At 39.6% G+C, this 14,676-nt stretch carries 13 protein-coding genes; all 13 read right to left on the reverse strand.

The window, feature by feature from the left end; translation table 11 throughout:
* Nucleotides 1-207: 207 nt before the first annotated feature.
* Nucleotides 208-2,343: a sigma 54-interacting transcriptional regulator gene (locus JOD45_RS12095; RefSeq protein ID WP_205004155.1), complete on the reverse strand. Its 2,136-nt coding sequence runs from the start codon at nucleotides 2,341-2,343 to the stop codon at nucleotides 208-210.
* 119 nt (nucleotides 2,344-2,462) lie between these two features.
* Nucleotides 2,463-2,858 carry a hypothetical protein gene (locus JOD45_RS12100; RefSeq protein ID WP_205004156.1) on the reverse strand — a complete coding sequence of 132 codons (396 nt, stop codon included), beginning with the start codon at nucleotides 2,856-2,858 and terminating at the stop codon, nucleotides 2,463-2,465.
* Nucleotides 2,859-2,971: 113 nt separating this feature from the next.
* The gene (locus tag JOD45_RS12105) at nucleotides 2,972-4,351 is read right to left on the reverse strand and encodes an APC family permease (protein ID WP_239549248.1); all 1,380 of its coding nucleotides are present in this window, start codon (nucleotides 4,349-4,351) and stop codon (nucleotides 2,972-2,974) included.
* 219 nt (nucleotides 4,352-4,570) lie between these two features.
* On the reverse strand, nucleotides 4,571-5,917 hold the full coding sequence (locus JOD45_RS12110) for an APC family permease (protein WP_239549249.1): 1,347 nt from the start codon (nucleotides 5,915-5,917) through the stop codon (nucleotides 4,571-4,573).
* 235 nt (nucleotides 5,918-6,152) lie between these two features.
* Nucleotides 6,153-7,523 (reverse strand): amino acid permease, encoded by a 1,371-nt coding sequence (locus JOD45_RS12115; RefSeq protein ID WP_205004157.1) that lies wholly within the window; start codon nucleotides 7,521-7,523, stop codon nucleotides 6,153-6,155.
* A gap of 207 nt (nucleotides 7,524-7,730) precedes the next feature.
* Nucleotides 7,731-8,603 (reverse strand): carbon-nitrogen hydrolase, encoded by an 873-nt coding sequence (locus JOD45_RS12120; RefSeq protein WP_205004158.1) that lies wholly within the window; start codon nucleotides 8,601-8,603, stop codon nucleotides 7,731-7,733.
* A gap of 20 nt (nucleotides 8,604-8,623) precedes the next feature.
* Nucleotides 8,624-9,721 (reverse strand): agmatine deiminase, encoded by a 1,098-nt coding sequence (gene aguA / locus JOD45_RS12125; protein WP_205004159.1) that lies wholly within the window; start codon nucleotides 9,719-9,721, stop codon nucleotides 8,624-8,626.
* Nucleotides 9,722-9,781: 60 nt separating this feature from the next.
* Nucleotides 9,782-11,209: an NAD-dependent succinate-semialdehyde dehydrogenase gene (locus JOD45_RS12130; RefSeq protein ID WP_275583967.1), complete on the reverse strand. Its 1,428-nt coding sequence runs from the start codon at nucleotides 11,207-11,209 to the stop codon at nucleotides 9,782-9,784.
* A gap of 303 nt (nucleotides 11,210-11,512) precedes the next feature.
* Complete coding sequence (locus JOD45_RS12135) at nucleotides 11,513-11,833, reverse strand: DMT family transporter (RefSeq protein ID WP_205004160.1); 321 nt, start codon at nucleotides 11,831-11,833, stop codon at nucleotides 11,513-11,515.
* Nucleotides 11,833-12,171, reverse strand: coding sequence for a DMT family transporter (locus tag JOD45_RS12140; protein ID WP_205004161.1), 339 nt, complete (start codon nucleotides 12,169-12,171; stop codon nucleotides 11,833-11,835). Before JOD45_RS12140 ends, JOD45_RS12135 begins: the two co-directional genes overlap by 1 nt.
* Before the next feature lie 57 nt (nucleotides 12,172-12,228).
* A complete protein-coding gene (locus tag JOD45_RS12145) occupies nucleotides 12,229-12,813 on the reverse strand; it encodes a TetR/AcrR family transcriptional regulator (RefSeq protein WP_205004162.1) in 585 nt (194 codons plus the stop codon).
* Nucleotides 12,814-13,027: 214 nt separating this feature from the next.
* Nucleotides 13,028-13,309, reverse strand: a complete 282-nt coding sequence (locus JOD45_RS12150; RefSeq protein ID WP_239549250.1) for a biotin/lipoyl-containing protein — start codon at nucleotides 13,307-13,309, stop codon at nucleotides 13,028-13,030.
* A gap of 35 nt (nucleotides 13,310-13,344) precedes the next feature.
* Entirely contained in the window at nucleotides 13,345-14,649 is a 1,305-nt protein-coding gene (locus tag JOD45_RS12155; RefSeq protein ID WP_205004164.1) for a Glu/Leu/Phe/Val family dehydrogenase, read from the reverse strand.
* Nucleotides 14,650-14,676: the final 27 nt, after the last annotated feature.

The raw sequence follows: 14,676 nt of genomic DNA on the forward strand, positions 1-14,676 counted from the left end.
GCAAGTTCGATGCCAAACCCATATATATTTAAAATTCCTTTTTTTCTAAATCAATAAATAATGGGTTGATTGTTGGCATGATACGCTTTTGGGAAATAACGCCGCCTTTAAGACGGGTTCCAGCAGGCATGATTAAAAAATAATAAAAACGGTTAGGTTATGCGTATTTGCATAACTTAACCGTCACTGCATACACGATCAAGCCTTTTATAACTCTATAGATTTTGACTGTGTTTGCCTTTTTAATAACTTTTGATATTTTCTGCTGACAGATGATTGGCTGATCCCTAAAGCCTTAGCTGCTTTCGTCGTTGTTCTGTATTTTTTCATCGCAAGCATAATCAATTGTTCTTCAACATATTCTTGGGCTTCTTGAAGCGGGTAAATATCAGTAATGATCGGCTTTTTATGACCGACTGTTTCAAAGTTTAGGAACTGGCTGACAAAATCAGCGGTGATATTTTCTTCATCGGTTGTAACGAATACCCGTTCAATTAAATTTTGTAATTCCCGAATATTTCCTGGCCATGAGTATACTTCTAATAAATTAAGGGCATCCGGCGAAAAATGATAATTCTTTCCGTACTGCTCGTTTAATTGCTGGAGAAAATGAAACGCCAGCAACGGTATATCTTCTGATCGCTCTCTTAACGGCGGCACCCTTAATGGAATAACATTCAATCGGTAAAACAAGTCTTCCCGGAACGTTCCTTTTTCCACCATTTCTTTTAAATTACGATTTGTTGCGGCAATGATTTGCACATCAATTTTAACAGGCTTAGTGCTTCCAATCGGAATGATTTCTTTTTCTTGCAGAGCCCTTAACAGTTTAACTTGCAGCTGAAGCGGTATTTCGCCAATTTCATCCAAAAACAAAACGCCATGGTTCGCTTGTTGGAAATAACCAACCTTCCCATTAGCATTGGCGCCTGTAAATGCACCTTTTGTATAGCCGAATAACTCGCTCTCCAGCAAGTTTTCCGGTATGGCGCCGCAGTTTATTTTTAAGAACGGCTGATCAGAACGCTTACCTAATCTATAAACAGACTCTGCAATTAATTCCTTTCCTACCCCGGATTCGCCATAAATAAGAACAGTCGAAGAAAAATCAGAAACTTTCTTTACCTGCATCATTAATTTTTCCATTTTTGGACTGCAATAAATGACTTTTTTCAAAAATTGATCTTTACTTTTGAAATTATCAAGTTCTTCTTTATATTTGTTTGAAATCTTTTGCATTTCCTTTAATTTAGATCTTAACTCTGATGTTTCGGTAATATCTCTGGAAGCGATCACAATTCGGTGAATCTTGCCTTCCTCATCAAAGATAGGATTGCCTACTGCCAACACTTTTTTTCCGTTTTGTGTCTCTTGGACAACCGAAACTTTCTTTTTCTGTTCGAGGACTAATCTGGCAACCGATGGGCTGAAATTCCCCTTCTCCTCCATATCAAGAATATTTGTTCCAACCAGATCCTTTAGATCGCCTTCCCAAAACTCAGAAATAAAATGGTCGCTGTAACGAAGGATAACCCCGTTTGCATCAACAACAATAATTTCGTCGTATATCGTAGAAAGGATGGCGTTGAGATCCCTATTAAGATTTTTAACCGATTCTATCTCCATGGCCATCTCTTCAACCATCGGCAAATCTTGAACAACGACTATTAATCCATCGACCTGCCCGTTCGAAATGATAATCGGGCTGTAATCGACAAGAATGCCAATTTCATCATTGACAAGTATTTGATTAAGCAAAGTCTTTCCTGTTTCAAACACACTGTCAATATGTTCCTTTTTAAAAACTGAGTCAGCGTCAGCGTTCAGCATTTTTTCAGATGAGGACTTTATCATCCGCAGTCCCGATTCATTAAAATTCACAATTTTTTTATTGCGGTCGATGACAAAGATCCCCATCGGAATGGATGTCAACATTACTTTTAAGATGTTCGTAATCTTATTATCTTCTTTAAAAAGTTCAATAAGGACATCTTCTCTTTTCAAATAGCCGGCAAGTTCATCTTCATTATTTTTTACTAATGCAATAGGCTCTCCCAGAATCTGAAATATAAAAGGCAATGAGATGGTCTTATCGGGTTCTAAATGAGCCGCTTTGTCCAATGAAACAGCATTGGATTTCAGTGCGTCTATCGTTAAATGCGATCGATTCTTATCATCGGCAGGAATGTCCTTTAAATTGACATATGCAAAAGGGCGCTCATCCTTTTCCAAAAATATAAATGGTTCATTAATGCGGTTAAGCTGTTTCTTCAATTCTGTTTCTGCTAGATTTATAGGAATACTAAAAATGGGCCTTATTTTTTTGTTCATCATTGTTTGCATTTTGGCAGCCCCTTTCTATCATGATCTAACTTTTATTTTATATCAAAACAATGCCTTTTGAAACTGACTGTTTGCAGAGGGGAACTGATCAAAATTAAAAGCACCGGCCTCTTCGGTGCTTAGTCTAAGATATCTTTGAAATTATCCATGATATAATGATATATCAGTTCTTTTGAAAAGCTTTTCTGGTACTTTTCGCTTTTTAATTCTTTCGGATTGATAAGTTTTATTGTATCGTATATTTTTTCAACACCATTATCAGAAACCCTGACTAGTATCTCTTTATCGTGTTTCCTAAAGGATATCCTCCTGTTTCCCAACTTAAAAAACTGTAAACTTCCAGACGGAGAAGTTGATATGATCAATCGTTCTCCTATTTTTGTCAGTCCGACTCCGTTTTTAATTTCAGCTAAAAACAATCCGATGCTTTGAAAGGCTTCATTGATAAGTGTCCTGTCTTGATCTTTATGAAAATATTTTTCAATTTTCAAAACTATGTCTTTTTCGTATTCCACTTCTATCACCCCTCTTACTTTATAATTCGGCAATAGGTGTCAAAATCCTGTCTATAGAGTTAGAAAACGATGTTACAAATATAAGAAGGCGGATATCTCCACCTTCAAATATTTTATGCGCTTGTTATTTCCTTTTGTATATCATCATTCTCATCCGCATCTGACAAATCGAATTGCGGCGGATGCTTTTTAAATCCTTTTGTTAAAAATATGAGATAGATAATACCGATCAAAAGCCAAGTTAACCCCACAGATAATGAGCCAAAGCCTAAATTAATCCAAAGCGCCAAAGTCATTAACGCTCCAGTCATCGGGAAAACAAGATTCGTTATAACACCTATTATTGAGCGATCTTTTTTCTTGATAAAATAATAAGCGGTTACGGAGATATTCACGAAAATAAACGAAACGAAAGCACCAAAATTTATTAAAGCTGATGCTGTATCAAGGTTCAGAAATAAACCGACACATGAAAGCAAACCAATGATCAAAAGGTTAAGAATCGGTGTTTTAAAACGAGGATGGATAAAGCCGAAAACCCTTTTAGGAAAGACATTATCACGTCCCATTACGAATAAAAGCCTGGCCGCACTGGCATGGGCGGCTAAGGCAGATGCTGAAGTAGCCGTAACAATCCCGGCTAAAAGGGCAGCGCTAAATAGATGGCCGCCGATAACTTTGGCAACACTCGTGGAAGCGGTATCAATATTTTCGAAAGTTGTCATGTCAGGATGAACAAGATAGGCGAAATAGGCAACTCCGACAAAAACAATGCCTGCAGCCAATAAAACCAACAATATTGCTTTAGGTATCGTTTTCGTTGGATTTATCGTTTCTTCAGATAACGTTGTAATCGCATCGAAGCCTAAAAAGGATAAACTCACCAACGCTGCGCCTGATATGACATTTTTTATCGAACCATCCGCGTTCATAAATGGATGAATCGATAATACCGTTCCTTCTCCGGTCCCGCTGATAAGAGCTTTTATGGATAAAGAAAAAAAGAAAAACATAACAAGTGCAACATAAAATAAAAGAATGCCGTTGACCTTTGTATTTAATTTCATACCAACAATATTAACGCCTGTCACAACAACTATAATGAATAAAATCCAAACTTGTCTCGGAATATCTTGAAAGACCTCAGCTAAATAGGTACCGGCAATCAGCATATTAATCATTGGCAAAAGCACATAGTCAAGAAGAATGACCCAGCCGACGACAAATCCTAAATGCGGTGAAATTGATTTTTGTACATACGTATATGCAGAACCCGCCACCGGGAACGCTTTGACCATTTTCCCATAACTGAAGCCGGTAAACAGCATGGTGATTAAAGTTAATAAATAGGCGCCGGCTAACATGCCATGGCTGGTTTTAGCACCAACACCATAAGTTTCAAAAACTGTCATCGGATCCATGTAGGCAAGTCCGAAAAGAACCAGCGGCAAAAGTTTCAATGTTCGGTCTAATGAAATGTTATGATTCTGCAATAAGTCTTTCACTCCTCTATATGAAGTCGAATTTCACTTAATAATTATGCAAGAATTATGCCAAGGTTAAATATACGGAAAATTAATGATATTTTTAATATAGATGATATGGGTTATGCAATCATGAATAACTTATTCAAATATGATTAAAGCGAGTGATCCAAACAACGGTAGCCTTTGTTTTGAAGACTGCCGTGTTATTTCTATATAAACTGCCCTTCACCCGCTCACTGATTCCGTTTCATCAAAATCAAATTTCGGCGGCTTCTTAGTAAAGCCTCTCGTTAAGTATACAAGATAGACAATTCCAACAGCCGACCAACAAAGCCCCATTATCATCGCATGGCGGTCTAAGCTGAACCACAGATAAGCATTAACAGCAAAACCGGCAAGGGGAATAATAATATTGCTGATGACGGAACGGAACGTATACTTCTTTTTATTTCTAATGAAATAAACAATAACAGATAGATTGACAAACGAAAATGCCGTATACGCTCCAAAGTTAATTAATGATGTAGCGGTTGCAAGATTTAAGAACAATGCTGCAAGCGCTAAAATACCTAAAATAATCACATTGAATATCGGTGTTTTAAACCGGGGATGGACATAGCTGAACAGTTTTTTTGTTAAAACGCCGTCGCGGCCCATCGCATATAAAAGCCGCGATGCACTTGTTTGTGATGCCAAACCTGATGCCGTAACTGACACAAGGGCACCGGCAAGGAAAATAGATTGAAAAACCGTTCCTCCGATATATTTTGCTATTTCCGGCGATGCTCCGGAAACGTTCTGTAATGATGCCACGTTCGGAAACAGACATTGCATGAAGTATGTCACTGCAATAAAGAAAACCCCGCCAGCCATGGCAATACAAAAAATGCCTCTCGGTACATTTTTCTTCGGCTCAATGGTCTCCTCCGAAAGCGTGGTCACTGCATCGAATCCTAAAAAGGATAAAGCTAGAATAGATGCACCGGAAATCACCGGCCCCCATGATATGTGGTCAGTGTAAAAAGGATGAAACGAAAAATGATGACCACCAAAAATAATGGCTCTAATATTTAAAATAACAAAGATTAAAACAACCAAAAACTGGAAGGTCACCATTAGAACGTTTGCGGAAACGGCCACTTTAATGCCGATAACATTCATTGTCGTCATTAATAAAATTAAACCGATGATCCAAACCCATTTGGGTACATTCGGAAATCCCGAAGACAAATAAACGTTTGCCAAAAGCGCATTTATCATTGGCAAAAAAAGATAGTCAAGCAGCGATGCCCAGCCGACAAGAAAACCCAATCCCGAGTTCATCGTCTGACTTGTATAAGTATATGCGGATCCGGCTGCGGGGTACAATTTAACCATTTTACCGTAACTGAACGCAGTAAACAAAACAGCAATCGTCACGAGTATATAAGCCAAGGGAACATGCCCTTTTGTGACTTCAGATACAATGCCGAACGTATCAAATACAGCAAACGGGGACATATAAGCCAAACCGAGAAAGACAATGTGCCGCAACTTTAGCGAACGGACTAATTTTACGTTATTTTGCTCCAATTTTGACCACACCTTTTTCAATATTTTTATTTTTTTAATCACTTTTTATTTTGCAATTTTTATGCCAACCTCATGAAACCAACCCTTCCATAAACGGATAATAAAATTTTTAATATGCAGGCCATTATTTATTCGAACCAATGATTCCTTTTCGTTTATCCAAAAGGGGCCAATGTTAATCAAAAAAATGCCAGCCATTGACGGCTGACATGACATAATAATCTCTTATCTTTTTTTAACCGCTCATTGATTCCGGCTCAGCGGCCAAAGCCTCAGATTCATCGAAGTGAAATTCGGGCGGTTCTTTAGTAAAACATTTCGTAAGGTATAAAAGGTATACAAACCCTGCCGCAATCCAGCTTAACCCAAGAATCATCGCATCGCGGTCCAAATGAAACCATAAATATACATTAACCGCTAAACCTATGAGAGGGATGATGATATATTCAATGATAGAGCCTAATGTGTGCGGCTTCTTTTGTTTAAAATAAAAGGCAATAACAGATAAATTAACAAACGAAAAAGCAGTAAACGCACCGAAATTGATAAATGACGTTGCCGTTTTTAAATTCAGCAATAACGCGGTAAGTGCTATAACCCCTAATATGACAACATTAAATACTGGTGTTTTGAACTTTGGATGCACATAACTGAATAATTTCTTCGGAAGAACACCATCTCGGCCCATCGCATATAAAAGCCGTGATGCGCTAGTCTGTGCAGCAAGTCCCGAAGCTGTAACAGAAACAAATGCACCGGCAAGAAAAATCGCTTGGAACAAAGTCCCCCCTATCAATTTAGCGATTTCTGGAGAGGCTCCTGAAATATTTTTCAGCACGGATACATTCGGTATTAAGCATTGCATAAAAAATGTCACAATGATAAAGAAAAGGCCGCCGAACAAGGAAATGAGCAATATCCCTCTTGGCACATTCTTTTTCGGTTCGACAACTTCTTCCGAAAGGGTTGTGACAGCATCAAATCCTAGAAAAGACAAAGCCAGGATAGAAGAGCCGGCAATGACCGCCGACCAAGACATGTGATCAGAAATGACTGGTTGATATGAGAAATGCCCCGTACCGCCTTCAACAATGGCTCTAATCGTCAAAACGATAAAAGCAATCGCGACGATCAGCTGGAATAACACCATAAGCATATTTGCGGATACAGCGATTTTAACCCCTGCAATATTCATGATTGTGATTAAGAGTATTAACCCGACAATCCACACCCATCTGGGAACGTTGGGAAATCCTGTTGAAAGATAAACATTTGCCAGCAGTGCATTAATCATAGGCATAAAGATATAATCGAGCAAAGACGCCCACCCGACGAGAAAACCAAGTCCCGGATGCATCGTTTGCCTTGTATACGTATAGGCTGACCCCGCTTGAGGGAATTGCTTGACCATCTTGCCGTAACTAAAAGCGGTGAAAAGAACAGCAATCGTGACTAATATATAGGCCGCCGGTACATGTCCTTTTGTCGTCTGTGATACAATGCCAAACGTATCAAATACGGCAAAAGGGGCCATATATGCCAATCCAATAAAAACAAGATGCTTCAATTTTAATGAACGTTCAAATTGTTGAGCCTTTTGTTCCACCCTTATCCCTCCTTGGCTTGAAAGCGCTTAAGAAAATAGTCCTGCTTAACCTATGAACGTCTGAAAGGGTGCTTCTTATCCACCTCAATCATTTCAATTTTTGTAAATGGCTGTATATCCCTTCTTTAAGGCGATAGGGCCGTGCCCTGTCGAATTATTGATACAGGGGTAACGGCCCATTTCCAATAGCTGCTGTTTTCTTTAAAGTTATTTTAGAACGCGATACAATAATTCACCATAGCTGTCTGGTCTTCTGTCACGGTGGAATTGGAGAATATTGCGTGCTTTTTTGACTTCCGACAAATCAATTTCTGCCATAATAATTTCATCTTCTTTGGTTTCTGCTTCTTTAATAACTGTACCCCATGGGTTGCTGATAAAGCTGCGTCCATAGAACTCCATATATCCTTCATCAGAATCTTCGCGCCCTACACGATTAACCGCCGCGATGAACATATTATTATGAATGCCATGCGCACGGATCGCATCCATCCATGTTTGCGACGTATCAAGGTCAGGATGTTCCGGTTCAGATCCAATCGCAGACGGATAGAATACGATATCCGCCCCTTTTAATGCAAGAATTCTGGAAGGTTCAGGGAACCACTCATCCCAGCAAATTAAGACGCCGATTGTACCGAATTTCGTTTCAAAAACAGGATAGCCACTGTCGCCTTCAGCAAAATAATACTTTTCAATATATTGCGGCCCTTCCGGAATATGATGCTTGCGATACTTGCCGAGATCAGTGCCATCAGCATCGTAGACGACTACCGTATTGAAATACATGCCGTCCATTGCGTATTCATATAATGAAGTGATAATAACGACACCTAATTCTTTGGCGAGCGCCTGCATTTTATTTGTGATTGGCCCTGGAATAGGTTCAGCCCATTCGTATTTTTCTGAATCAATTGTTTGCGGGAAATACTTTCCGCCAAATAATTCTTGCGTACAAATAATTTCCGCGCCTTTTTCAGCGGCTTCACGAATCATTTTAACTGCTTTTTCTACGTTTGCTTCACGATCATCTGAACAGCTGTGTTGAATAAGTGCGATATTTACTTTGCTTTTCTTCATGATTTATCATCCTTTCTAATTTATGGCAGCGGCTGCTGCTGAGTGATGCAGTGAATATTTCCTCCGCCCAGCGCAATTTCCCGCGTATAAACTTGGACAACTTCTCTATCCGGAAAAAGCGCTTGCATTTTCTCTAATGCTTCGTTATCGCGCGGATCGCCAAAGGCTGGGATAATCACACCGCCGTTGCATATGTAGCAATTGATATACGTACAAGCGAGCTCTGTGCCGGTGTGCCTTCCATAGCTTCCGCGGGCAACGTCAATGCCTTCACTTTCTTCTTCAGTCATCTCAATTTGTGTTGGAATATGAATTTTGTGAATCTCTAATTTTCTGCCTTTTGCATCGGTTTCGTCTTTTAGCCGTTCATAAGCAGCATTCAGCACTTCATATTGCGGATCATTTCTATCATCAGTCCAGCTGATGGCTACAACACCGGGGCGGACGAAAAAGACAACCTCATCCACATGTCCGTCGGTTTCATCGTTTAACATGCCATCCTTTAACCAAATGATTTTTTCGATATTTAAATAGTCTTTTAATTTTTGTTCTATTTGTTCTTTAGAAAGGTGCGGATTGCGGTTGCCGTTTAAAAGGCACTGTTCTGTCGTAATTAATGTGCCTTCGCCGTCAACAGTAATTGAACCGCCTTCTAAAACAAAATCTTGGGCATCATAGCGATGAATATGTTCAATTTCCAAAACTTTTTGTTTGACATAAGTATCCAAGTTCCACGGAAAATAGAGTCCTTTTTCCAATCCGCCCCAAGCATTAAACCCCCAATCGATGCCGCGAACCTCACCTTTATCGTTTTTTACAAATGTTGGTCCAATATCTCTCATCCAAGCATCGTTTGATGAGATTTCAACGACACGTATTGAATCGGGCGCTAATTCCCGAACATGTTCAAATTGGTCGGCGCTGACGCATAATGTAACCGGTTCAAATCTTGCAATACTTTGAGCGACATTCATGAATGCTTTTTGCGCCGGTTTAGCACCGAGCCGCCAAGTATCTGTTCTTTCCGGCCAGAGCATCCAAGTTCCTTTGTGAGGCTCAAATTCCCCTGGCATACGAAAGTCGTCTTGCTTTGGTGTACTGCTTATCGTTGTTGCCATTTAACGTCCCCCTATTCAGATTCACATTATCGAGTATATACCTTCTAGAAGTTTCAAAGTTTAAAAGGCGATTGATATATATTTTACTTCCAAGAATTCATCTATTCCATAATGACCGCCTTCTCTTCCTAAGCCGCTTTCTTTAAATCCTCCAAACGGCGCTTGGGCAACTGAAGGCAGCCCGTCATTTAATCCGACAATGCCATATTCTAATTTTTCGCAAATGCGGATGGCACGGCCGATATTTTCGGTAAAAACATAGGCCGCCAAACCATATGGCGTATGATTGGCCTTTTGAATCACTTCTTCCTCATCTTTAAAGCTCGCAATGGGAGCCAGCGGCCCAAATGTTTCTTCATTCATGCATAACATTGTTTCGTTGGCGCCGAGGACGACTGTCGGCTGAAAGTAATAGCCGGCGCCTGCTTCTAATCCTTCTCCGCCGCAAATCACCTGAGCGCCTTTTGCGGCAGCGTCGGCAATGTGTTCCTTTACTTTCTCAACCGCCCGTTCATTAATTAACGGTCCAACGTCGACGCCTTCTTTTAAGCCGTCTCCCACCTTAAGATTAGATACAGCATTTTCCATCTTTTCAGAAAACACTTGTACGACGGATTCCTGCACATAGATGCGGTTTGTACAAATACAAGTTTGACCCGCATTTCTGAATTTGGAGGCAATCACAGCTTTAACTGCTTTATCTAGATCGGCATCGTCCATCACAATGAACGGCGCATGCCCTCCAAGCTCAAGGGAGATCTTTTTGACAGTATCAGCCGCACCTCTCATTAATAATTTTCCGACTTCGGTAGATCCTGTGAAGGTGAGTTTTCTCACTCTATCATCTTTCAGCCACACTTCCGAAATGTCTTGAGGTGTTCCGGTAACAACATTAATGACACCGTTTGGAATGCCTGCTTTTTCTGCAAGTTCTGCTAATTTAAGCGCTGTTAACGGCGTTTCCTCAGCTGGCTTGACAATAACTGTGCATCCGGCTGCAAGGGCAGGCCCTGCTTTTCTAGTGATCATTGCTGCCGGAAAATTCCACGGTGTAATCGCCGCTGCAACACCAACTGGCTGCTTTTGAACAAGAAGCCTTTTACGACTATCTGAGGCCGGGATTGTCTCGCCATATATTCTTTTTCCTTCTTCAGCATACCAAGAGATGAAGCTGTTAGCGTACTTGACTTCACCGAGCGCCTCGTTATACGGCTTTCCCTGCTCAATTGTCATGAGTTCGGCAATCTCTTCTTTATGCTTATTAATCAATTCATGCCATTTAAGCAAATAATGACTTCTCTCTTCAGCTGTTTTCTCTGACCAAGCTTTAAAAGCTTTATAGGCTGCATCAACAGCTTCTCTGGCTTCCTCCGCTCCGCCTTTCGGAACTTGCGCAATGATCTCTTTATTTGCTGGGTTAATAACGTTAAATTGTTCTAAATGATTGCCGATCCATTGGCCATTTACGAACATCTGATACGATTTCAATGCTTTTCCTCCCTGGAGAAAATGATAATCAGTCATTTTTTGATAGCTTTGCGCTCACATTTTTTATTGCAAGTTTTATGCCAAACATCCTTCTCATTATTGACAATAAAAATCGACATGATATAAGCATTTTTGGCAAAGGTCATTATTCAATACTGAATAATATATTCAACTTTTAATAATCATTTCATTATTTAAACAACACCCTATAAACTTTTGATTTTGATTAATAAAAAAATGCTGATGATTTTTTAAGGTACCCTTGAATAAGGGTACCTTGTCATGGTCCAAAATCGTATTGAATTATTCGCCGGTTGTTAATCTCATTCCGATTATCCCTATAATAATGCATCCTAGAAACAGCCACTGGGTCAACTTATATCTTTGCCTGAACCAAATGAGGTCAACGATGGTTATTCCAAGCGTTCCGATCCCTGTCCATACTGCATAAGCGACACCTGCTGGAAGTGCTCTCATCGCAATGGATAAACAGAGAAAGGAAAAAGCGAACCCAACCACTATGATAAAAATCGGCCATTTCTTTTTTAATCCGTCAACATATTTAAGGGCTGTGACGGCGATCACCTCTTCTAAACCGGCTAAAATCAATAATATCCAATGCATTATTGTTTTCCTCCTTCTGTTTCTGACTCATTTTTATCCGATGTTGCTTTCATGCCTATAACACCTATTAATAACAAAGCCAGAAAAATAATTTGACCAAAAGAAACCGGTTCTCCAAGAAAAACGCCGACTATAAACGTTCCTATCGCCCCAATGCCAACAAATACCGTATAACCTATAGTGACCGGAATTTCCTTAAAGGCCCGAATCATCATAACGAAACTAATGATAATAATGATAACAACACCGGTCCATGTTAATAAAGAATCGGCGTATTTTAACCCTGTAGCCCAGACAATTTCTAATAACCCAGCTAATATAATCAGTAACCAACTCATTTTAAAAACTCCTTTTCAATGATTGATTGTCAGTCATTTTATTTCTTAAAACATTTGCTATTCAAGCGACTTTTTAATGAATTTGAATAAATCTTCTTTAAATGGCTTTACATTTTGCTCATCCACATGATCTTTTGATAAAAGTAAATTTTCAGCTGTATGTTCAGTCACACCGATAATCATTTTTACCACGTTTGGCGTTCTGATGCTTGCATCTATTTCACCTTTTTCCTTTGCTTGATTTAGTATATCCTCCAACCATTGATAATATGGTAAGTAAATATCTTCCCATTTTTCAAAGGAGTGGAAGAAAGCCAATCCGGAATAACAAAATATAATAAGTTCTTTATACCTTTCGGTAATATCAAAAGTCACATTGATTAATTCATAAAGTTTATCCCAAATGTTATCAGTATTTGCCGTTTTAAGCTTTAATTCTTCGAGCTGCTTTTCAAAGATATATTCTGCAATCGCCGGAACGATCGAATTTTTGGAGGTAAAATATAAGTAAAATGTCCCATGGGCCACACCGGCTTCTTTAACAATTTCGGATACAGATGCTTTTTCAAAACCTTTTTCCGTAATCACCTTCATCGCAGCTTGCAGCAATGCCTGATATTTTTCTTCTTGTTTTGATTTCATCTATTTCGCCTCCTATTAGCGAATGACTGACTGTCAATCATTATTATATCTTATTATATGCAAAAATGTCAATTCAAATGCAAGAAATTGCAAAAAAGGGGCCAGCGTTCGCAAGCCCCTTTTATAATAATAGGGATTCAGGGATTTAAATCTTTATACAGCATAGGTTTTACGTTCTGATTTGACATTTAATATGATTAAGTTAAGGTTGGATTCAGCTGATATCTGAATCCAGCAAATCGTCTTTGATAAAAGCCATGACCATACCCGGTATCACATGATCGCCTTCTTTGACGTGAACCGAATTGATCACGCCGTTTACTCCAACGGCGATTTGTTCAAGAGATCCATTTTCCGTCCTTATAATAAACAATGGCTCCCACTCTAAAACCCGCATATCATCTTTCACAAATACCTTTTCTACTGTACCAAATGACGGACTGGTCACAAGTTCCTTATTTCCCCAACGATGTGTTATTAATTCACGGATAATCAAATGATCCCCCCTCATCAATTTTTTGAATGAAAGGCTTATACCCAGCCGCGGAAACGTGACGCTTCCGCCATTTTTCGAATTCCAATCATATATGCGGCAAGACGCATGTTGACTTTTCGGTTAACAGCTGTGTCGTAAACGTTGTTAAATCCTTTGACAATCACTTGCTCGAGACGCTGTTCAACTTCTTCTTCTGTCCAATAATAGCCTTGGTTATTTTGTACCCATTCGAAATATGAGACCGTTACACCGCCGGAACTTGCAAGAATGTCTGGAACAAGCAAGATACCCCGTTCAGTCAATATCTTTGTTGCTTTCAATGTTGTCGGACCGTTGGCGGCTTCAACTACGATGCTCGCTTTTATGTTATGGGCATTATCTTCTGTAATTTGATTTTCGATTGCAGCAGGGACAAGAATATCACAATCAAGTTCTAACAATTCTTTATTTGTTATTGTGTTTTTAAATAATTTCGTGACGGTGCCAAAGCTGTCGCGGCGATCAAGCAAATAATCAATATCCAAACCATCCGGATCATGCAATGCGCCATAAGCATCAGAAATACCGACAACTTTGGCACCCGCATCATGCAAAAATTTCGAAAGATAACTGCCGGCATTACCAAAGCCTTGCACAACAACTCTTGCGCCCTTAAGCGGAATATTTCTTTTCTTAAGCGCTTCCCTTATACAGATCGTTACACCTTTTGCAGTAGCAGAGTCTCGTCCGTGAGAGCCGCCGAGAACAATTGGTTTTCCGGTAATAAAACCAGGGGAATCAAACTCCCTTATTCTACTGTATTCATCCATCATCCATGACATAACCTGAGAATTCGTAAATACATCTGGCGCCGGAATATCTTTTGTCGGACCGACAATTTGACTGATAGCCCTTACATAGCCTCTGCTTAAAGCCTCCAATTCACGGAAAGACATTTCCCGCGGATCGCAAATAATGCCGCCTTTTCCGCCGCCGTACGGCAAATCAACAATACCTGATTTTAAACTCATCCAAATCGACAGCGCTTTCACTTCATCTTCTGTGACGTCTGGATGGAATCGGACGCCGCCTTTTGTCGGGCCGACAGCATCATTATGTTGAGAACGGTAGCCGGTGAAAATTTTCACCGAGCCATCGTCCATTCTGACAGGAATGCGAACGGTTAGAAGTCTTACCGGCTCTTTTAACAACTCATACATTTCAGGTGAATAGCCTAATTTATCTAACGCTTCCTTAATAATGACTTGTGTTGATTCAAAAAGGTTTAAGTTTTCTTTTTCTTTGATCGGCTGTTGTTCTTTTGTTTCTCCGCGTTCCTCAGTAATAACTGATGATCCCATAATAGCACCTCTATAAAAAATTTTATT

The organism is Scopulibacillus daqui, from assembly GCF_016908855.1.
Lineage (GTDB): Bacteria > Bacillota > Bacilli > Bacillales > Sporolactobacillaceae > Scopulibacillus_A > Scopulibacillus_A daqui.

Bases quoted from the DNA above. Each gene is read 5' to 3' on its own strand.
- JOD45_RS12140 (WP_205004161.1), bottom strand. From the start codon at position 12,171: ATGAGTTGGTTACTGATTATATTAGCTGGGTTATTAGAAATTGTCTGG.
- JOD45_RS12135 (WP_205004160.1), bottom strand. From the start codon at position 11,833: ATGCATTGGATATTATTGATTTTAGCCGGTTTAGAAGAGGTGATCGCC.
- JOD45_RS12155 (WP_205004164.1), bottom strand. From the start codon at position 14,649: ATGGGATCATCAGTTATTACTGAGGAACGCGGAGAAACAAAAGAACAA.
- JOD45_RS12145 (WP_205004162.1), bottom strand. From the start codon at position 12,813: ATGAAATCAAAACAAGAAGAAAAATATCAGGCATTGCTGCAAGCTGCG.
- aguA (WP_205004159.1), bottom strand. From the start codon at position 9,721: ATGGCAACAACGATAAGCAGTACACCAAAGCAAGACGACTTTCGTATG.
- JOD45_RS12095 (WP_205004155.1), bottom strand. From the start codon at position 2,343: ATGCAAACAATGATGAACAAAAAAATAAGGCCCATTTTTAGTATTCCT.
- JOD45_RS12120 (WP_205004158.1), bottom strand. From the start codon at position 8,603: ATGAAGAAAAGCAAAGTAAATATCGCACTTATTCAACACAGCTGTTCA.